The organism is Pseudomonas sp. 10C3, from assembly GCF_036346185.1.
Taxonomy (GTDB): domain Bacteria; phylum Pseudomonadota; class Gammaproteobacteria; order Pseudomonadales; family Pseudomonadaceae; genus Aquipseudomonas.
Genome location: NZ_JASJVE010000017.1, coordinates 67,113 through 87,115, shown reverse-complemented (window position 1 = coordinate 87,115; position 20,003 = coordinate 67,113). Strand labels below are relative to the sequence as shown.

The window sequence follows — 20,003 nt, the reverse complement described above, 5'->3', positions numbered from 1 at the left end:
GCGGTTAAAACAAACCTAGCCAAACACAGTGACCGTCTGCCGGCTGATCGCGATCAACTCACCCTGAGGCGACCACAATGCAGAAGCGGTATGCCCGTAGCCATCGCGGGCATGCTCGATCACTGCCCGGTACACACACCACTCCAGCGTGCTAACCACTGGCAGCGGCTGGACGAACTCGATGGTCCAGGTCAGTGAGCTTCCGGGCGCAGGCTTGCTTAAATGCGGCAGTAACGCAGGCGGCCATGTGTCGACCAACGCCAATAGATGCGCTTCAGTCAGGCGCTCCTCTTTGACCTCACCGCGCATACGCACATACCCGCCGATTTCCATCGACGGTGTATTGCTGAAAGGCAAACCACCCAGGCCCCAGCGCATGACCATGAAGCGCAGGTACTCAGGCGTTACCCCCTTAATAAAGGGCAACTCCTGACAGTCTTCCATCGGTTTCAGGGTGGGTGCGGGCAAAGACTGGACTGCAATCGTCGATTCACGGGGCGCGCCGAAGCTGCCTTGAACCAGGGTCATGACCTGACCATTTTGAGAGGCACGCCCCAGCACTTGGCTGACCGCCTTGCCTTCACGCAACACTTCCACGTCGAAGCTGATTGGCACACCCGGCTCGGCAGGACCGACAAATGTAATCGCCAACGAGCGAATCGGCCGATCCGCCGGGACCTTTGCGCGCATTGCCTCAAACTGCAACGCGGCCATCAACCCGCCAAAACAGGCGCGACCTTGCGACCATTCAGAGGGAATGACCACGGACAAGGGATTATCACGTACGGCGTCAACCAAGCCAGAAAAACTCATGCAGACCTCATGCCTGTAAACGGAAGAAAAACGCTGCATGGATCTTAACCAGCGCGGTGCCAATGCGCAGGGTACATTTACGCCAAACTGCGGCCTGAATTCGACCTAACGACCAAAACATACCTTACCCAAACGCTCCAGCGCCGCATCGGCTTTGCGTTCGGCGCGCACGATCCCCAAATGCCACCCCACCACACACGGTGCCAGATCGTGTTCTTGCTCGGCCCGTGTCAGCCATTGCAGATGGTCGTGCCAAGTGCCCAATTCACCTTGCGCAGCCTTCAGGCTGGCCTGGATTTTTTTGCTGGAATGGCTGAAGTCCGGGTATGCCTCGGCGCCGTAGCGTACGCGCTTGATCAGCAGGCGCAGACGATGGCGATCATGTTCAGGATCATTCATCGCAGCCTTGAGCGTCTTCCATTGCTTGTTCAGTCGCTTTTCGATAAGCGTGTGCAAGCCACGCAATAACTTCTGATGCTGTGACGCGCGAACAAAACGCGGGAATGCTTCCAGCACGCTAAACAGTCGAGCCAGTGCCGGAGAGGTTGCGACGGCGGCATAGGCTTCGCTCAATGAATCGCTACGCTGTTTCGCCGCCTGAATCATGCCCTGTTGATGCAGCCAGGCAGCCAGCACCTCCTTGTCACGCAGCGGCGTGGTCAGCTGCCCCACCTCTTTGGCCGCAGCTTCAAGCTGCTCGACGCCGGGCAGGTCACGCAATGGTCGCAGCAGACTGCGTAAGCGCCGTACGGTGATACGCAGGTCATGCAGCGCCTCACTGTCCGTCTCGGCGGTCAACCGCGCATGACAGGCCATGAGTTTTACCTCAAGGGCCAACACCTGAGCGACAAGACGATCCACCCGTTCAGACATGCTATTGCTCCTCTTCGACTTTTATTGTTGAAAATCGCCACGGCAGACTTCGCCGCAATTGCTTCAATTGTCGCCGCAATGGTGTCAACGACGGCGTCTTGCCAGCATAACGCTGGGCTTCGAATTCGATGACGAAGGCCAGGATAGCCGCAGCTTGCGCCGGAAGCTGCAGGGCCGCCCTCCGGGAAAAATCATGTGCACCCTCTGCTTGCCGACGATGCACACCGTGTCGCGCCAATAATCGCTCAAATGCCTTGAACAATCGGAGTTGCGGGTCGCTTTCGCGCTGCCAGGGTTTGAACAACCACAAGGCCAGTAGCCCTATGATCGCTGCAACACCGCCGAAAAACGCCGCACCGTCGAAGCCTGAAAACCAGCGACTGAGCACCAGTACTTGCTGCTGACCCTGATAACCCAGGACCCAACGCTGCCAGCCATAGTTGAGACTATCCCAACTTAATCGCAGCGAATTGAGCCATGGCAAGTTTCGGTAACGTAGGGTTGAAAAAGGCGAATTTTCGAGAAACGGCTCATCCGCTGCCAAGGCCTGCTCCAGCCCCTGCTCGATCCGTTGCGGGGCGACGGCGGCAGTGGGGTCCACGCTACGCCAACCTATTCCCGGTTGCCAGTATTCAACCCAGGCGTGGGCATCGAACTGGCGCACGCTCAGGTATTGGCCGTCCGGATTAAGTTCACCGCCTTGATAACCGGCCACTACCCGTGCCGGAATCCCTGCCGCGCGCAGGACAAAGGTCATTGCACCCGCGTAATGGCCGCAGAAACCACTGCGGCTGCTGAAGAGAAAGTCATCGATGCTGTCGGCACCCAGCACCGGCGGCTTCAGGGTGTAGTGATAGGGCTCATCGCTGAAATGCGCCATCATCGCGTCGACCAACGTGTCGGCATGCGGATGACGGCGGCTCAAATCTGCAGCCCATTGCCGGGCCTGCGGATTGCCGCGAGGCGGCAGTTGCAGATTTTGGCGTCGGGCGCCTTCGCTCAGCTGTGTTTCGCGAACCGCGTTAGGCCAGGAGCTGACGCCATACAGCAAGGTCTGCTCAATGGGGTGCCGGCGCTGCAAGCGAAAATCGTTCATCTGGCGTACGTCCGCCAGGCGGGTTTCGCCAATGTCCAACGCCAGTAACCAGGGGCGCCCGCTGGGCTCCATGACGATGCTGTAAGTGATCTCGTCCCCCCGCTTTTGCCAATCTGGCGCCTGACTGACCATCGCCCTTCCTGACTGCGACCAGCGTCGACCATCGAACTGCTCCAGACTCAGGCCGCGCCAGTACAGCTGATTATGCGCCGGTATCGGCCCCTCGAAGCTGGCACGAAACACCAACGCCGCCGACCTGCTCAGCTGTGCGATATCACCCGGCGCCATGCTGTCGGACAGGCCTGTGATGCCTTTGTTGCTGGGCTGCGGCAGTGACCACAGCGGTTCCAGGCGGGGGAAGAACAGGAACAGCAACACCATCAACGGCACGGCCTGTAGCAACAGCTTAAGCGCCAGTTTCAGGGTGCGGACCGGTTTACTCGCCAACTCGGCCTGTTGCAGACCAATCAGTGCCGCCAGTAGCGTGCTGACCGTGAGCAATGTGAAGACGGCCCAGAGCAGGCTGTCCTCGAACAGATAGCCCACCACCACGCAAAAAAATCCAAGAAAAATCAGGACCAGCGCATCGCGACGAGTGCGCATTTCGAGCAGTTTTAGAATGAAGGCCGCCATCAGCAACGCAGCACCCGCATCCAGGCCGATCAGGCTGCCTCGTGAGAAAAACACTCCGGCAGCGGTCGCCAGCAACAGCGTGCATTTAACCAGCGTGCCTGGGTACTCGGCACGCATGCGCAAGATCTGCACCCGCCAAAGGCTGCAACCAGCCCACAAACCAATCATCCAGATCGGCAGGTGCGGAAAATACGGAACCATTACCAATGCCTGCGCCACCAACAGCCAGATCAGGCTGGAGCGCGGAATCGGCAGGTTCCGGCTCATGGACGGCTACCAAATAAAGCCAATGCTTGCAGACAGGCCTCGCGGTGCTCATCGCCACTGCCTGGCGCAAGCAGGAAGCCGGGCAGGCGCAATGCAAAAGGTTGACGGCGCTGGGATAACTCCAGCACCCAATAGCAAAGGCGCGACAAGCGCTCTTCGATATCGCCGCCCAAGGCCATGAAGTCCAGACACAAGTCATGACCGCTGACGTCAGTAAAATCCTTGATCAGCAGGCCTTGTCCTCGGGAATAGGCTTTCCAGTGCAGGCGCCGCCGTGAATCGCCCGGTTGATACGTTTTCAAGCCTTGATAATCATCGACGCCGGGGCCTTGCGTTATCTGGCCCAGATCGTCGGCATGGGGTTGCGCTCCTACCAGCAACGGCATGGCGCCGGGCAAGGGCCGTGGATAGATCAATACCGACTGTTGCAGATCCAGCCAGCTCCAGGCGCAAAAAATGCCCAACGGGAAGCCGCTTTCCACCCGCAGCCGGGGCGCGCGCAGCCAACCGCGCGCGACGGCAGGCAGGCCGACCTCAACATCGACCCGCCCGGCGCCAGGTACATCGAATGCCTGCAACTGACTGACATCCCAACCCACGGCAATCGACTGATGCGGGGGGCCGACACTTTCCAGGCGCAGTCGCAGCAGGAGAGGCTCGCCAACAAACACTGAGCGGGCGGCACCTGAACTGAGGACCAGGCCGCTGAGGTTACGATACGTGTGCAGAATGGCCAGCACCGCCACCGACAGCAGGAGGAAGGTCAAACCGTAGGCCAGGCTGTTTTGGTAGTTGATCGCGACCAACAGCATCAGGATCAGCACCAGCGCAAAAATCGCTCCGGCGCGGGTGGGCATGATGAAGATTCGGCGGTGGTTCAGTTCAATACGCGAGGCTGGGGGAATCCGCCGCACCAGCCAGCGCTGCCAAAACGGTTTGAGCTGTTCGATCAAAGCACCGGCACCTCGCGCAATAACCATTGAACCAACGCCCCGCCGCCATGCCCGGTGGGGTCGGAACGTTCGCGTAAACGGTGACTGATCACTGAAGACAGCACCGCCTGAACATCTTCAGGGATCACATAGTCACGACCTGTCAACAAGGCCCAGGCCCGCGCAGCCGCCAGAATCGCCAGACTCGCCCGGGGCGACAGGCCCCAAGCGAACTGTGGCTGGCTGCGGGTGGCGTCTACCAGACGCAGCACATAGTCGACCAGCGCGTCACTGGCGCGCACTTGCCGGGCTTCGGCTTGCAAGGCCGCCAACTCAGTATGGTTGAGAATTGCTTGCAGGCGCGGCAACAGATCACGCCGGGGCTCGCCCTGCAACAAGGCTTTCTCCGCGGCCTTGGCCGGATACCCCAAAGACAGACGCATGAGAAAACGATCCAGTTGCGACTCAGGCAAGGCGAAAGTGCCCCCTTGGCTGAAAGGATTTTGGGTGGCAATGACGATAAACGGGTCGGGCAGCGGCCGCGTCGCACCCTCGATAGTCACCTGCCCCTCCTCCATGGCTTCGAGCAATGCACTCTGGCTTTTGGGCGTGGCCCGATTGATTTCATCTGCCAACACCAGTTCGGCGAAAATCGGCCCTGGATGGAAGGTAAACTGCCCTGTTTCCCGATCAAAGACCGACGTTCCAAGGATGTCACCGGGCAACAGGTCGGACGTGAACTGAATCCGCTGGAAGCTCAGCCCCAGAACCTTGGCCAGGGTTTGGCTAAGGGTGGTCTTGCCCATGCCCGGCAAATCCTCAATGAGCAAATGCCCACCGCCCAACAGACAGGTCAGGGCCAAACGCACCTGAGCTTCCTTGCCCAACACCACTTCATTCACGGCGTTGAGGCACGCATCGAGTTTTCTGACCATCGAAAAGCTTCTCCAGACGACTGTCGTGGCGGTAACGCTGCAATCAATGCCAGATGTGTGGCCACTTTACGGTCAGCCCAGCCTGTTTAACCAGACCCTAAACACAAAAGCCACCGAGTGCGGATAGCGCTCGATGGCTTTGGTAGACAGGTTAGCAGGTCGTTTAGCGACCGGCGCGAGACTCACGAATGTAGAAACGGGCTTTCTCGGCCTTAGTGGCACAGCCTTCGAACGCTTCAAATTGCTGCTGAGTTTTAGCCCCGGTCAACAGCGAAAGCGCCTTGGAGTAGCTGACGGTACCGGCAAAGCCTTCAGCCTTGGCCAAGTCCAGCTCGTGCCAGGCGGCGTCGATCTGGGTCGCGCAGCTGTCGCGATACGCGGTTTTATTACCGGCACAACCTGCGAGAACCAAAGCAATCAATGGTATGCAAATCCAGGCTTTCATCGGTGTTACCTCAAAAATTAAAATCGATTGTGCGGGCTTTGACGGTGCAGACAGTAAAAAGTGCCGCAGGCCAAGCGCTGACAAGGGTAACCCAGTTCCAGACTGATCGCTTCGGGCGTATGGTGGACTTACCGCTAGCAGGAAAAAACACATGAACAAACGAATAGCACTGGTGCTTGGGTCTGGTGGCGCACGCGGTTATGCGCACATCGGGGTGATTGAAGAGCTGGAACGGCGCGGTTACGACATCGCCTGCATAGCGGGTTGCTCCATGGGTGCGGTGGTCGGCGGTATCTACGCCGCCGGCAAACTCAAGGAATACCGTGAATGGATCGAAAGCCTGGATTACCTCGACGTACTGCGCCTGGTGGATGTCAGCTTCCGCCTGGGGGCGATTCGCGGGGAAAAAGTGTTCGGCCAGATTCGTGACATCGTTGGTGAAATCAATATCGAAGACCTGCGAATTCCTTATACCGCCGTCGCCACCGACCTGACCAATCAGCAGGAAATCTGGTTTCAGGAAGGCTGCCTGCACCAGGCCATGCGTGCTTCCGCAGCGATTCCTAGCCTGTTCACACCAGTCATGCAGGGCAATCGGATGCTGGTCGACGGCGGCCTGCTCAATCCGCTGCCCATCGTGCCCGTGGTCTCGAGCCACTGCGACCTGATCGTTGCGGTCAACCTCAACTCGACCAACCAGAAGCACTATCAGCTACCCGTGATCGAACGGGCACCGGCAGTAAAGAAGCGCTTCGACAACCTGATCAACTCGTTGGGGTCGCACCTGCCGTTCCGGCGCAAGCTCGAACCGGCGACGGACCTTGATGTATTGCGACTCGAACAGGACAGCCTCAAATCCAGTTCTGCGACGCTTCCAAACCCCTGGCTGGAAGCCGCCGACCCTCAAGCTCAGCAACCCGCCGCAGCCCCGGAGGCCGAGCCCGCTGCTGGACCGGCACCGAAGTCCGCCAGTGGCTCATTCATCATCGACAACGTTGGCCCTGCTTCTTTGCTGGATCTGATCAACCAGAGTTTCGAGGTCATGCAAACCTCACTGGCCCAGTACAAGATCGCCGGTTACCCGCCCGATATCCTGATCAACGTCCCCAAACGCGTGTGTCGGTTCTTCGAGTTCTACAAAGCACCGGAGTTGATCGCGTTAGGGCGCGAGATCGCTCGGGACACCCTGGATCGGTATGAGCAAGAACGCAATCGTTGAATCAAATGGACCGTGTTGGCGAAAGCGTCCTTGCAGACACCGCAGATTTAACGCTCCCGCAACCGATACCCCACCCCGGCTTCAGTCACGATGAAGCGCGGATCGGTCGGGTCGTCGACCAGTTTCTGGCGCAGATGGCCGACGACAATGCGCAGGTAGTGACTGTCTTCGGTATGGGTTGGACCCCAGATATCCTTGAGTAACTGCTGCTGGGTGATGACTCGCCCTGGATACCGGGCCAGTTGCGCCAGCACCGCGTATTCCTTGCGTGTCAGCCCCACTTCAACACCGTCGAGCAACACCCGCCGATAGGCCAGATCCACTGTCAGTGGCCCGAATATCAGCGCTGCTTCCTGTGCCTCACCGCTGGGCGCCTGACGCAATAACGCACGGACCCGCGCCAGAAACTCTTGAATACCGAACGGTTTAGTCACGTAATCGTTGGCGCCGTTGTCCAGCGCCTGGACTTTCTGTCCCTCACTGGCGCGTACCGACAGCACCAGTACCGGCACTGTCGACCATTCACGAAACGCCCGCAGCACGTCCTGGCCGTCCATGTCCGGCAGACCGAGGTCAAGCACCAGCAGGTCCGGCTTGTTCAATGCAGCCTGGCTCAAGCCTTCGGTACCGGTACTGGCTTCAAGCACTTTGTAGCCTTGCGAGGCCAGGCTGATGCGCAGAAACTTGCGGATCTGCGGCTCATCATCAATCACCAGGATGGTCGAGGTCTGGCTCATGGTTGCCTTGCCGTTTCACAATAAACAACAAGCGTAACCCAAGACGCCATCACCGCGTGTGCTCCATTTCTGCTTCAGGCTGAGTCTGCAGGGGTAGGTGCAAGGTGATACAGGTACCTCGCCCGTCGATGCCATCCGCGACGGTAATCCTTCCGCCATGGGCACCCACCATACCTTGGCAGATCGCCAAGCCCAGACCTGTACCCTGCCCGCCCCGGTCACCCCGCGCTGCGGTGTAGAACATGTCGAAAATCTTCACCCGTTCGGCTTCGGGAATCCCCGGTCCTTCGTCGCTCACGGAGAAAAATAATTCGTTGTCACTGGCGCCAGCCTCCACCCGCAAACGCCCCTGCGACGGCGAAAAACGTGCGGCGTTTTCCAGCACGTTGACCAGCGCCTGCTCGATCAGCGCGGCGTGCACGAAAAGCAGCGGCAAATCCGCCGGCACGTGAGTGCTGACCTGCAAGGGCGCCAGCACCGTGCGCAAGCGATTGAGGGCGCTGCCGACGATGTCGCCGGGAGACACCCAGTCCCGCGCCAGCTTCAACGCGCCATGGCCCAGGCGCGTCATGTCCAGCAAGTTCTGGATATAACGATCCAGACGCTCGGCCTCGTCGCGGGTGCCTTCAAGCAACTCGCGGCGGTCTTCCAGGGGAATCGCCTCGCCCAATGCCAGCAAACTGTCGATACCGCCGCGCATGGCGGTCAAGGGGGTGCGCAGGTCGTGGGACACCGAGGCCAGCAAAGCACTGCGCAGCTGTTCGGTTTCACCGTGCAGACGTGCGGCCTCCAGCTCTTCAGCCAGTTGCGCCCGAGCCAGCGCCTGCGCCAGTGGTTGGCTGAGCGCGGTCAGCAGGCGCCGACGCTGGTCGGTAAATGGTTGCCCCTCACGCGGGCAAACACCGAGCAATGCCAAGGGCCCCTCTTCCATCGACAGCGGCCACCACCACCAACGACCCAGCGGTAAAGTGCCCGTACCCAACCCCGCGGGCTGATCGTGTTGCCACGCCCAGTCCGCTGCAGCACGTTCGGTTTCAGAAAGCTGTAAGGGGCTGCCGACTTCGACCTTCCAGCCGTTATGCCCGTCTCGATTGAGCAGGCACACCTGTAGCTCTTTCCAGCCATTCAGATGTTGCTCGGCAGCACTCAATACCGCCTGACGATCAGTGGCGGCCGTGAGTTTGCGCGACAAGTCGAGCAATTCGCTGGTTTCCTCCTGAGTGTCGCGCAAGGCCTCCAACTGCCGACGCTGCCGAGCAGCCAGGTTGCCGGTCAAGGCTGCCATCAACAGAAAAAACAACAGCGTCAGCACATCTTCTTCACGCTGGATGCTGAACGAGAATATAGGAGGGATGAAGAGGAAGTCGTAGGCCAGAAACGACAGCGCCGCACAGGCCAGCGCCGGACCGAGACTGCTACGCACCGCCACCAACAACACCGCCGCGAGGAATACCAGGGAGATGTTCGGCAGCGCCAGCACACTTGCCACTCCCCAAGCCAAGGCAGTGGCCAGAACCGTGGCAATCAATGCCAGACCATAATCGAACCAGACGACTGCGCGGGTCGAATGCGAGCGCGGCTGATCTGGCTGAGCTTCACTGTCGAGCACATTGATTTCAAGGCCATGGGCATCGCGCAGCAAGCGTGCCGCCAGACCACCGCCAAACAGCCGTCTGCGCAAACATAGACGCGATTGACCCACCAGCACCAGGCTTGCGCGCCGCTCGGCTGCATGTTGGATCAGGGTTTTTGCCACTTCACCCGCGCGCAGCAACACCACTTCGCCGCCAAGGCGCTCTGCAAGCTGTTGGGCGTTTTGCAGGCGCATCCGGGCCTGTTCATTGATGACCTTGCCGTTATCGACATGCACCAGACTCCAGGGCAGATGCCGACGTTGCGCCACCCGACTGGCATGTCGCACCAGACGCTCGGCCTGGGCATCACCGTCGATACCCACCAGCAATCGACCGCGTACTGCGGGCGCGGCCTGACCCAACTGACGGTAACCCAAGGCTAGATCATCATCGACCTGAGCCGCTGCGGTCTGCATCGCCAACTCGCGCAACGCCGTCAGGTTGGTCTGGGTGAAATACGCATCAATGGCTGCCCTGGCCTGCTCCGGCACATAAACCTTGCCGTCACGCAACCGCTCCAGCAGCTCACGCGGAGGCAGGTCGATCAGCACCAGCTCATAGGCTTCCTGCAACACCCAGTCGGGCAAGGTTTCGCGGACCTGCACCCCGGTGATACCGCGCACCTGATCATTGAGGCTTTCCAGATGCTGGACGTTAACGGTGGTGTAGACATTGATCCCCGCCGCGAGCAATTCCTGAATGTCTTGCCAACGCTTGGTGTGGCGGCTGCCGGGTGCATTGCTATGGGCCAGTTCGTCGACCAGCACCAGTGTCGGTGCGGCCTTGAGCAGGCCATCCAGGTCCATTTCTTCCAGTGTGACGCCACGGTATTCCGAGCGCACCATTGGTTGTTGTGGCAAACCGCTGAGCAACGCTTCGGTTTCGGCCCGGCCATGGGTTTCCACCACGCCCGCCACGACCTGCACGCCCTGGTGCAACTGCGCATGGGCCGCCTGGAGCATGGCGTAAGTTTTGCCCACCCCCGGCGCGGCGCCGAGAAATACCTTGAGCCGCCCGCGACCTTCTCGGGGCAGATCGGCTAATAGTGCATCGGCTCGACCAGCGTTGCTCATAGTTGCTCTCGCATCACAATTGCGCAGAAGGTAACTCATTCAAGGTTTGATTCAAGGTCAACACGTTTACCACGGGTGGGCCAATCAGTGGCCGATAGGTGTTTTCATTCACCAGTCGTTGCACCGTTGTCGTCGACAGATTACGCGCAGCGGCAACGCGCGCTACCTGATAGGCCACGGCTTCGGGCGGCAAGTGTGGGTCCAGGCCGCTGCCCGAGGTCGTCAGCAGGGCCAAAGGTACCGCGCCTTGCCCGGGAACCACCTCATTGGCGACGTCCGCCGCGACCCGCGCGGCGAGCGCCGGGTTGCTCGGCGACAGGTTGCTGGCACTGCTCGATACCGTGGCAAAGGCCCCGGCAGAGGGACGTGAGTGGAACCAGCCATCACCGGTAAAATTCTGCGAGATCAGTTCAGAACCACGCACGGTACCATGGGTGTCGCGTAACAGGCTGCCATTGGCTTGAACAGGGAACGCCACTTGGGCAATTCCGGTGACCACCAGCGGGTACGCCACGCCGGTGATCAAGGTCATTAAAACGATCAGGCTCAGGGCCGGACGCAATACAGTCGACATCATCGAATCCTCAATCAGTGTGAACGCCGCCCCCTGTCGAGCACGGCGAAGGTAACTCGCTTAAACCAGATGCAACCCGGTGAGCAACATGTCGATCAGCTTGATCCCCACGAACGGCACAACAATCCCGCCCAGGCCATAGATCAACAAGTTGCGGCGCAACAGATGAGCCGCACTGGCTGCCTGCACACGCACGCCACGTAGCGCCAGCGGGATCAGCACCACGATGATCAACGCGTTGAATACAATGGCCGAGAGAATGGCGCTCTGCGGACTGGCCAGGTGCATGACATTGAGCACCCCCAACTGCGGGTAGATCGAAGCGAACAACGCAGGCAGGATCGCGAAGTACTTGGCCACGTCGTTGGCAATAGAGAAGGTGGTCAAGGCGCCGCGTGTCACCAGCAATTCCTTGCCGATCTGCACCACATCCAGCAGTTTGGTCGGGTCGCTGTCGAGGTCGACCATGTTCGCCGCCTCACGCGCCGCCTGAGTGCCATCGTTCATCGCCATGCCAACGTCAGCCTGTGCCAAGGCAGGGGCATCGTTGGCACCGTCGCCACACATTGCGACCAAACGACCGTCGTTCTGCTCCAGACGAATGCGCTCCAGCTTTTTCTCTGGGGTCGCTTCGGCCAGAACGTCATCGACCCCGGCTTCAGCGGCAATCGCGGCTGCGGTCAATGGGTTGTCGCCTGTCACCATGACCGTGCGAATCCCCAGCTTGCGCAATTCGGCGAACCGCTCACGGATGCCTGGTTTGACAACGTCCTTGAGGTGGATCACGCCCAGCAACTTGCCGTCCACGCACACCAGGAGCGGCGTGCCCCCGGTTTTGGCGATCTTTTCGACTTCCCGGACCAGCGCTGGCATCAGGTCCGTGCGTTTGACATCAATGAACGCCAACAGAGAATCCACCGCGCCTTTACGATAAACCCGGCCTTGATAGTCGACCCCGGACAAGCGGGTTTCAGCGCTGAACGCTACCGGTGTCAGCGTCGCGACATTGGGTTCGACCATCGGGTGCAGCTCACGCAGGTATTCGACAATCGACTTGCCTTCAGCCGTATCATCCGCCAGCGAGGCCAACAACGCGCCCTCACCCAGCTCCTTGGCGCTGACACCCGGCGCGGGGTGTATCGCGGTGCAGCGGCGGTTGCCGAAAGTGATGGTGCCGGTCTTGTCCAGCAGCAACACGTGCACGTCACCGGCGGCTTCCACTGCACGACCGGATTTGGCGATGACATTGAGCCTGACCAGACGGTCCATCCCGGCAATACCAATGGCCGACAACAAGCCACCGATGGTGGTCGGAATCAAGGTCACCAGCAGCGCCACCAAAAACACCAGCGGTAAACTACCGCCTGCGAAGTGGGCGAATGGCTGCAACGTCACCACCACCAGCAAGAAGATCAGGGTCAAGCCGATCAGCAGAATATCCAGCGCAATTTCGTTGGGGGTTTTCTGCCGTTTGGCACCTTCCACCAGCGCAATCATTCGATCCAGAGTGGACTCGCCTGGGTTGGCGGTGATACGCACCAACAACCAGTCGGACACCAGCCGGGTATTGCCGGTGACCGCTGAACGATCGCCGCCCGACTCGCGAATCACCGGTGCGGATTCGCCCGTAATCGCTGCCTCGTTGACGGCGGCTATACCTTCGATGACCTCCCCGTCACCGGGGATCATCTCGCCCACTTCGACGCGGACCACATCGCCTTTACGCAGGCGGCTGGCTTCGACCATGCGGAAGGTTCCGCCATCATCCTTGAGCCGTGCCTTGAGGCCTTCGCTACCGGCCTTAAGGCTATCGGCGCGGGCCTTGCCACGACCTTCGGCCAGCGCTTCCGCAAAGTTGGCGAACAGTACGGTGAACCACAACCAGATAGCGATTTGCACCGCTACCGAGGTCGGCACCTGAGGATCAGGCACCAGGCACAGAAAGGTCGTCAAGATGGCAGTCAGTTCGACCACCAGCATGACGGGCGCACGCTGCAACTGGCGTGGATCAAGCTTGACGAACGCTTGCACCAGTGCCGGGCGCCATAACGCCGATAGCGTGACACTTTTGCTGGCATGCGCTGTGTGTTCAGCCACGGGTTGTTTTTCAGCGATTTTGGTTACTTGCGTTGGCATATTCATGATCTGTTCCTCAGAAGCCCATGCTCAGGTGTTCGGCAATCGGCCCCAGCGCCAATGTCGGCAAGAAGTTCAAGCCACCAATCAACAAAATGGTCATCGTCAACAGGGTGACGAATAACGTGCCATGGGTCGGGAAGCTATTCAGGCCCAAGGGTGCGGTCTTTTTCGCCGCCAGGCTGCCAGCCAGCGCCAGCACCGGCAGAATGTAACCAAAGCGACCGAGGAACATCGACAGGCTGAGCATCAAGTTATGGAACAAGGTGTTCGCGCTGTACCCGGCGAACGCCGAACCGTTGTTGGCGGTGGCTGAGGTGTAGGCATACAACAACTGACTGAAACCATGTGGACCCGGATTACTGACCGCCGCCATCGGTCCCGGCAAGCTCGCGGCCAAAGCGCCGAATACCAGCACACCAACGGGCATCACCAGCAAGGTCGCGACCAGTAGCTGAACTTCCCTGGCTTGTAGCTTTTTGCCCAGGTACTCAGGGGTGCGTCCGATCATCAGACCGGCAAGGAATACCGCGATCAATACATTGAGGAGCATGCCGTAGAGACCCGCGCCAACCCCGCCGAAGATCACTTCGCCGACCATCATGTTGACCAGCGCCACCATGCCGGTCAGCGGGTTGAGGCTATCGTGCATCGCGTTGACCGAACCATTGGACGCAGCGGTGGTGGTCGCGGTCCAGAGCACGCTGCCGGTGGTACCGAAACGGCTTTCCTTGCCTTCCATCGGTGCGGTTTGCTCGACCGACGCGATATTCAGGGTCGGGTTCGGTTGATACTCGGCCCACATCGCCGTCGCGCCACCGACCAGAAACAGGGTCAGCATGCACGCCATGATGGCCTTGCTTTGACGCATGTCTTTGACGTAGTTACCGAAGGTGAACACCAGCGCCACCGGAATCAGAATGATTGATACCAGCTCGAACAGGTTGCTCCAGGCTGTCGGGTTCTCGAACGGATGCGCCGAGTTGACCCCGAAGAAACCACCACCGTTGGTGCCCAGTTGCTTGATCGCGATCTGGCTGGCCGCCGGCCCCAACGGGATGCTCTGATTGGCGCCTTGCAGGGTCACCGCGTCCACGTAATGAGCGAAGGTTTGCGGAACGCCCTGCCAGACCAGAAACAAGGCCAGCACCAGACACAACGGCAGCAGCCCGTAGAGGGTGGCGCGGGTCATATCGGCCCAGAAGTTACCCAGATTTTGCGTCGAACGACGGCTGATGCCACGGCAAAATGCAATCAGCACCGCGATGCCGGTGGCGGCACTGACGAAGTTCTGCACAGTCAGGCCAGCCATCTGACTCAAGTAGCTGAGCGAGGCTTCACCGCTGTAGTTCTGCCAGTTGGTGTTGGTGACAAAACTCATTGCTGTGTTGAACGCCAGCGACCACTCCATTCCCGGTAGTTGCTGCGGGTTGAGCGGCAGAGCGCCCTGGAACAGCAGAATCGCGAACAACAGGACGAAACCCGCCAGGTTGAAGGCGAGCAAGGCCAAGGCGTAGTTTTTCCAACTCTGTTCGGTCTGCGGATCAACCCCGGACAGGCGATAACAGACGCGCTCGACCGGACCCAATACCGGGGTCAAGAAAGTTCGTTCCCCTTCCATGACCCGGTAGTAATAACGTCCTAGCCATGGCGCCGGCAGCAGCACCAGCGCAAAAAAAGCCAGGATCAGTAGATAGTCATAACTGTGCATGGCTGCTCCTAATTCCGGTTAGCGCGTAACAGCGCCACCAGTAAGTAAATGAACAGCCCTGCCGCCAACAGCAGTGACACCCCGTCCAGAACGCTCATGGAAATTCTCCGTCGTACGGCAACTGCCGCGTGTCAGCCATTGTCCGCAGGGAGGGTGTAAAGGAACGAGATCGACGAACCCGGATGGGCATAAAGAAAGCGTAAACAATGGGATTTACAGGGGGGGCCTCAGGAGGACCGGGGGGATATCCTTAGCGAAGATGCCATCACCGCTACAACAGTCAGGCTTTGTATCCAACCCGATACATTCCAGACAACCGCCGGACACTCGGACACAACAGCCTTCCGCCCCGCGCGCCAGCGAAGTAGCATGGCGGGCAGCGTTGTTCTTCAATCGCGGCCAGTGATGGCAGCCACCTCAGGCGACAGTCGTACCATGCAAGCAGTCAGCCCTATCAGTATCGACAACGCTCCGACCGATGAACGCCGCTGGAATACCCGCGCCCTGATCGTTGACGACGATGTGCCCATACGCGAACTTCTTTGCGATTACCTGGCCCGTTTCAACATCCACTGCCGCGGCGTGACCGATGGCAGCGCCATGCGCCAGGCGCTCGGCGAAGAGACCTTCGACGTGGTTGTACTGGATCTGATGCTGCCCGGTGAAGACGGCCTATCGCTGTGCCGCTGGCTACGCGGTACATCGGACATTCCTATTTTGATGCTGACCGCCCGTTGCGAGCCCACCGACCGCATCATTGGTCTGGAACTGGGTGCCGACGACTACATGGCCAAGCCTTTCGAACCCCGCGAGCTGGTGGCACGCATCCAGACTGTGTTGCGCCGGGTGCGCGACGACCGAAGCGAGCCGCGCAACACCATCCGTTTCGACGCCTGGCGCCTGAACAGCGTAATGCGCCAATTGACCGCGCCCGATGGCTTGGTGGTGCCACTGTCCAACGCCGAGTTCCGCCTGCTGCGCGTGTTTCTTGAACGCCCACGGCGCGTGCTCAATCGTGAGCAATTGCTGGATGCAGCACGCGGCCGGACCATAGAAGCCTTCGACCGCAGCATCGATTTACTGGTATCGCGCCTGCGACAGAAGCTCGGAGATGACCCGAGAGCACCGCAACTGATCAAAACTGTACGCGGCGAAGGTTATCTGTTCGACGCCAGGGACATCGGTTGATCCGCTCGGCCGACACACTGTTCGCCCGTCTATTCGGCGGGGCGTTGGTCGCGATCCTGTTGGCGCATGTGCTGGCATTCATGTGGTTCATGCATTACGGACCACCCCCGCCGCCTCCCCTTATGCCGGACGCATTCGGTCAGCCGCCTCCCGGCTTCGACGCTTCACACCCCCCCATGCAGCGCCCACCAGGAAGGCCGCCCTTGTTCGGGGGCCCCGTCGTGCCGCTGATATTTCAATTAATCACCTTGGTCGCCGCCGCCTGGTACGGAGCAAAAGCCCTCAGCCGACCGATCCAGCGCATGAGTGAGGCGGCCGAGCGCTTGAGCGAGAACCTCGACAGCCAACCGTTGGAAGTCAGCGGCCCACGTGAGGCGCGTCAGGCGGCGCAGACGTTCAACTTGATGCAGCAGCGCATCCGCGAACAGGTCCAGCAACGCGGACGTATGCTCGCTGCCATGTCTCATGACCTGCGCACGCCACTGTCGCGCCTGAAACTGCGCCTCGAACAGATCGACGAACCGAAGCTGCATGGGCAAATGAGCCAGGACCTGGACGACATGATCGGCATGCTCGATGCCACCCTGACCTACTTGCACGAACAGCGTAATAGCGAGGCGTTGCAGCTTTTCGATGTGCAGGCACTGGTCGAATCCCTGACCGAAAACGCCCAGGATCAGGGCGATGACGTGCACAGCAGCGGTCAGTGCAAACCGTTCATGGCGCAGCCAATGGCGTTGCGTTCATGCCTGGGTAACCTGATCGATAATGCCCTGCGCTATGCGGGGCACGCGCATGTCGACATTCAGGATCACCCACAACGGGTGCAACTGCGGATCAGCGATCAAGGGCCCGGGATCGCTGCAGTCCTGCGTGAGGCGGTATTCGAACCGTTCTATCGCGTCGAAGGCTCACGTAATCGTAACTCCGGCGGCATCGGTATGGGCATGACCATTGCCCGAGAAGCCGCCCGGCGCATGGGCGGCGACCTGCACCTGGAAGAAACTCCGGGAGGCGGCCTGACCGTCGTCCTTGACCTGCCTCGCCTGTAAAATCCGACGCTGCGACTGTGCGTGTCAGCCTCGACACCAAGCCCACATACCCCTGACACTTGACGCCCCGAGGCTTCATAAGCCGGTGCACTGCCACCAGCCCAAACAACCTGTGGAGTCAAGCCGATGATCAGTGGCGTCAGTAACAGTTATTCGAGCTATACAAGCTCAAGCTCGAGCACAACGGCCAGCGCGAGCAGCAAGAAGTTTCAGGAGGAATTGCTGGCCAAACTGGACACTAACGGTGATGGCAGTATCAGTAAGGATGAACTGACCAGCGCGCTGGACACCGCCAGCACCAATAGCAGCACAAACAGCACAACGGGTTCTTCCGCCAGTACCAGTACGTCTGATGCCAGCACGCTGTTCAGTAACCTCGATACCGACAGCAGTGGCAGTGTCAGCCTCAACGAACTGTCCTCTGCGCTGGGCACTGACACCACAGGGCAAAGCGCCAACGCCAAAACGGCCGCTGCCGAAGCGTTGAGCAAGATGGTCGCTGCGCTGAGCCAGCGTTATGAAACAGACGGCAGCAAGCCCATTGGCAAACACCTGAACGTCGCAGCCTGATAACCAAACCCGTCGCGAAGGCTGTGTTTCGCGGCGGGTTTGGTTACGACTTGTGCAACACGGGTTATGGGGTACTTGGCGTATCAGGCCTTTTGTCTTTCGAGGCAGTCCAGTCGATCAACAGGCTGTACGCTACCGCTAGCAAAGTCGGGCCGATGAACAGGCCGATGAAACCAAATGCCAGCAGACCGCCAAACACCCCAAGCAGAACGATCACCAACGGCAGGTTGCCACCCCGACTGATCAGGTAGGGTTTGAGTACGTTATCAACACCACTGATGATGAACGTGCCCCAGATGCCGAGAAAAATCGCCATGCCGTATTCGCCCTTCCAGGCCAGCCAGGCAGTGGCGGGAATCCATACCAACGGCGGGCCCATGGGCACCAGACTGAGCAGAAACGTGACAACGCTTAATACCAGCGCACCCGGAATGCCGGCTATCAGAAAGCCGATTAGCGCCAAAACCGCCTGCGCCGCTGCGGTGCCGATCACGCCATTGACCACCCGTTGCACGGTACCCGCCACCAGGTCCAGATAGTAACTGGCACGCTCGCCGATCAAGCGTTCAAGCAGGCTCAAGACGAATGCCGCCAGTCTCGGACCATCGCGATAGAAGAAGAACACGAACACCAGACTCAAGGTCAGGTCGAGAATCCCGCCACCTATCTGCGCGCTACGAGCCAGCAGCCAGTTGCCGACTTGACCCAGGTAGGGCTTGATCGCGGCCATCGCCGCAGCGCCCTGCTCATCGATCGTGTTCCAGAACCTCACCAGCCGCTCGCCCACGAGCGGTACGCCTGACAGCCATGCCGGCGGCGCAGGCAGGCCGTCGACCTGCACGTCCTTGATGAAGAGCGTCACGTCACGGATGTGGTCCGCCAGGTTGAACCCTAGCCACACCAATGGCAATGCCACCAACAGCATCCAGATCAAGGTCAGCAGCCCCGCCGCCAACGCTTCACGACCATTGAGCCAGCGCGTTACCAGGCGCATCAACGGCCAACTGGCGAAGGCCAGCACCGCACCCCAGAACAGCGCCGACCAGAATGGCGCCATCACCCAGAGACTGGCACCGAACAGCGCCAGGAGCAGGAGCTGCACCAACAGGCGATCATTATTGGGCATGAGGGTTATCTCGAAAAAACGAATGATGAGAGCATAACGGCGAACACCTGCAGCGCCAGTACTCGGCCGGTGAGCGCGTGATTCTAGCGAATAAGTTCGACGAACAGCCCCGGCTTATCGCCGCTGCCAGCCTCAATCCGCGCGGCACGTACGCCCTTGGCAATCAATGCCTGACGCCAGGCCTCGGCATCTGCCCCGGACACGGTGACGCGCAGGTTGCCATCCAGGTTGAGCCCACGCGAGAGCAGGGTCGCCCAAACATCCTGCGGCTCACCGGTAAGCTTGGGAAGACTCAGCACACCGGTACTCTTGAGTTGACGTAACAGGGTTGCCGAGGTTGGCAACACGTCGCCCAAAGGTGCTGCTGCGCTAAACTGCTCTACATGCAGGTAAGCTCGACGGTTGCCGCGAGTGATGCTGTACAAGGCCACCAACGTATCGTTTTTCGGCGCAGCCAGACGCAACAGTAAATAAGCCTGCTGCTCATCGGCGCCATACAATTTTGAGTTACCAAACACTTCATTGGCCCATAGGCTGCTTTCACCACAATCACGGGCCTGGCACCAGAACAACAACTCGGCGCCCTGCTTCTGCAGGGCTTCACGGGCGGCTGTGAAGGCTTCGTCAGAGGTGTGTTCAGCAGGCAGTTGGTAGGTCACCGAGGTGACATTGCCCCGCGCGCCGATCTGGCCGTCGAAGCGTAACTGGCCGCTGATCTTGCGGATCGAACCCAACGGGTAGATTCGTTCCAGCTCCGTGACGGGCCGATAGTCGACGATTTCAGCATCTGCCAAACGCGGCACCCCCTCCAGATCGTGGCTGCCAGGCACGTCGGCGGCGCAGGCTATCGCGCTAAGCAGCGAGCCGCAGATCGAAACGCCAAGAACACGGGATAAGCGCATACGTGTTCTCATCGGATCGCCAAAGTTGGGGCGGTGTTAATCGTCTTGCATGTGCCAGCGATAGATAGGTCCATCAACGTTATCTCC

At 59.8% G+C, this 20,003-nt stretch carries 18 protein-coding genes; 4 read left to right on the top strand and 14 right to left on the bottom strand.

What is annotated here, in order from left to right; translation table 11 throughout:
* Positions 1-15 precede the first annotated feature (15 nt).
* From QN399_RS17700 to QN399_RS17675, 6 genes are all read right to left on the bottom strand, one after another.
* Positions 16-813 (bottom strand): thioesterase family protein, encoded by a 798-nt coding sequence (locus QN399_RS17700; protein WP_330201326.1) that lies wholly within the window; start codon positions 811-813, stop codon positions 16-18.
* A gap of 105 nt (positions 814-918) precedes the next feature.
* Positions 919-1,686: a CHAD domain-containing protein gene (locus tag QN399_RS17695; protein ID WP_322215908.1), complete on the bottom strand. Its 768-nt coding sequence runs from the start codon at positions 1,684-1,686 to the stop codon at positions 919-921.
* Between the two features lies 1 nt (position 1,687).
* Positions 1,688-3,682, bottom strand: coding sequence for a DUF3488 and transglutaminase-like domain-containing protein (locus QN399_RS17690; protein WP_330201325.1), 1,995 nt, complete (start codon positions 3,680-3,682; stop codon positions 1,688-1,690).
* Positions 3,679-4,662: a DUF58 domain-containing protein gene (locus QN399_RS17685; RefSeq protein WP_322179507.1), complete on the bottom strand. Its 984-nt coding sequence runs from the start codon at positions 4,660-4,662 to the stop codon at positions 3,679-3,681. The genes QN399_RS17690 and QN399_RS17685 overlap by 4 nt, the downstream gene beginning before the upstream one ends.
* Positions 4,632-5,549: an AAA family ATPase gene (locus QN399_RS17680; protein ID WP_322179508.1), complete on the bottom strand. Its 918-nt coding sequence runs from the start codon at positions 5,547-5,549 to the stop codon at positions 4,632-4,634. Before QN399_RS17680 ends, QN399_RS17685 begins: the two co-directional genes overlap by 31 nt.
* Before the next feature lie 163 nt (positions 5,550-5,712).
* Entirely contained in the window at positions 5,713-5,994 is a 282-nt protein-coding gene (locus tag QN399_RS17675; protein ID WP_322179509.1) for a hypothetical protein, read from the bottom strand.
* A 151-nt stretch (positions 5,995-6,145) separates the two neighbouring features.
* Between QN399_RS17675 and QN399_RS17670 the strand changes: the two genes are divergently transcribed.
* Complete coding sequence (locus QN399_RS17670) at positions 6,146-7,213, top strand: patatin-like phospholipase family protein (protein ID WP_322179510.1); 1,068 nt, start codon at positions 6,146-6,148, stop codon at positions 7,211-7,213.
* A 47-nt stretch (positions 7,214-7,260) separates the two neighbouring features.
* On the opposite strand, the gene QN399_RS17665 is transcribed toward QN399_RS17670, so the two are convergent.
* The 6 genes from QN399_RS17665 to kdpF are packed head-to-tail and all read right to left on the bottom strand — an operon-like array spanning position 7,261 to position 15,176.
* The gene (locus tag QN399_RS17665; RefSeq protein WP_322179511.1) at positions 7,261-7,950 is read right to left on the bottom strand and encodes a response regulator; all 690 of its coding nucleotides are present in this window, start codon (positions 7,948-7,950) and stop codon (positions 7,261-7,263) included.
* Positions 7,951-7,999: 49 nt separating this feature from the next.
* On the bottom strand, positions 8,000-10,657 hold the full coding sequence (locus QN399_RS17660; protein WP_330201324.1) for a sensor histidine kinase KdpD: 2,658 nt from the start codon (positions 10,655-10,657) through the stop codon (positions 8,000-8,002).
* A 13-nt stretch (positions 10,658-10,670) separates the two neighbouring features.
* Entirely contained in the window at positions 10,671-11,231 is a 561-nt protein-coding gene (gene kdpC / locus QN399_RS17655; RefSeq protein WP_322179513.1) for a potassium-transporting ATPase subunit KdpC, read from the bottom strand.
* Positions 11,232-11,291: 60 nt separating this feature from the next.
* Positions 11,292-13,373, bottom strand: a complete 2,082-nt coding sequence (gene kdpB, locus QN399_RS17650; protein ID WP_322179514.1) for a potassium-transporting ATPase subunit KdpB — start codon at positions 13,371-13,373, stop codon at positions 11,292-11,294.
* Positions 13,374-13,383: 10 nt separating this feature from the next.
* Positions 13,384-15,078, bottom strand: coding sequence for a potassium-transporting ATPase subunit KdpA (kdpA, locus tag QN399_RS17645; protein WP_322179515.1), 1,695 nt, complete (start codon positions 15,076-15,078; stop codon positions 13,384-13,386).
* An 8-nt stretch (positions 15,079-15,086) separates the two neighbouring features.
* Positions 15,087-15,176 (bottom strand): K(+)-transporting ATPase subunit F, encoded by a 90-nt coding sequence (kdpF, locus tag QN399_RS17640; RefSeq protein WP_322179516.1) that lies wholly within the window; start codon positions 15,174-15,176, stop codon positions 15,087-15,089.
* Positions 15,177-15,513: 337 nt separating this feature from the next.
* On the opposite strand from kdpF, the gene QN399_RS17635 reads away from it, so the two are divergent.
* The 3 genes from QN399_RS17635 (at position 15,514) to QN399_RS17625 (ending at position 17,888) form a co-directional block, all read left to right on the top strand.
* Positions 15,514-16,266, top strand: coding sequence for a response regulator (locus QN399_RS17635; RefSeq protein WP_322217746.1), 753 nt, complete (start codon positions 15,514-15,516; stop codon positions 16,264-16,266).
* The gene (locus QN399_RS17630) at positions 16,263-17,318 is read left to right on the top strand and encodes a HAMP domain-containing sensor histidine kinase (protein ID WP_330201323.1); all 1,056 of its coding nucleotides are present in this window, start codon (positions 16,263-16,265) and stop codon (positions 17,316-17,318) included. Before QN399_RS17635 ends, QN399_RS17630 begins: the two co-directional genes overlap by 4 nt.
* Positions 17,319-17,444: 126 nt before the next feature.
* Complete coding sequence (locus QN399_RS17625; protein WP_322215895.1) at positions 17,445-17,888, top strand: EF-hand domain-containing protein; 444 nt, start codon at positions 17,445-17,447, stop codon at positions 17,886-17,888.
* A 64-nt stretch (positions 17,889-17,952) separates the two neighbouring features.
* Here the strand turns inward: QN399_RS17625 and QN399_RS17620 are convergent, their stop codons facing one another.
* Both QN399_RS17620 and QN399_RS17615 read right to left on the bottom strand, forming a co-directional pair.
* Positions 17,953-19,014 (bottom strand): AI-2E family transporter, encoded by a 1,062-nt coding sequence (locus tag QN399_RS17620; protein WP_322179520.1) that lies wholly within the window; start codon positions 19,012-19,014, stop codon positions 17,953-17,955.
* Positions 19,015-19,097: 83 nt separating this feature from the next.
* Entirely contained in the window at positions 19,098-19,916 is an 819-nt protein-coding gene (locus QN399_RS17615) for a DUF4892 domain-containing protein (protein ID WP_322179521.1), read from the bottom strand.
* Positions 19,917-20,003 lie beyond the last annotated feature (87 nt).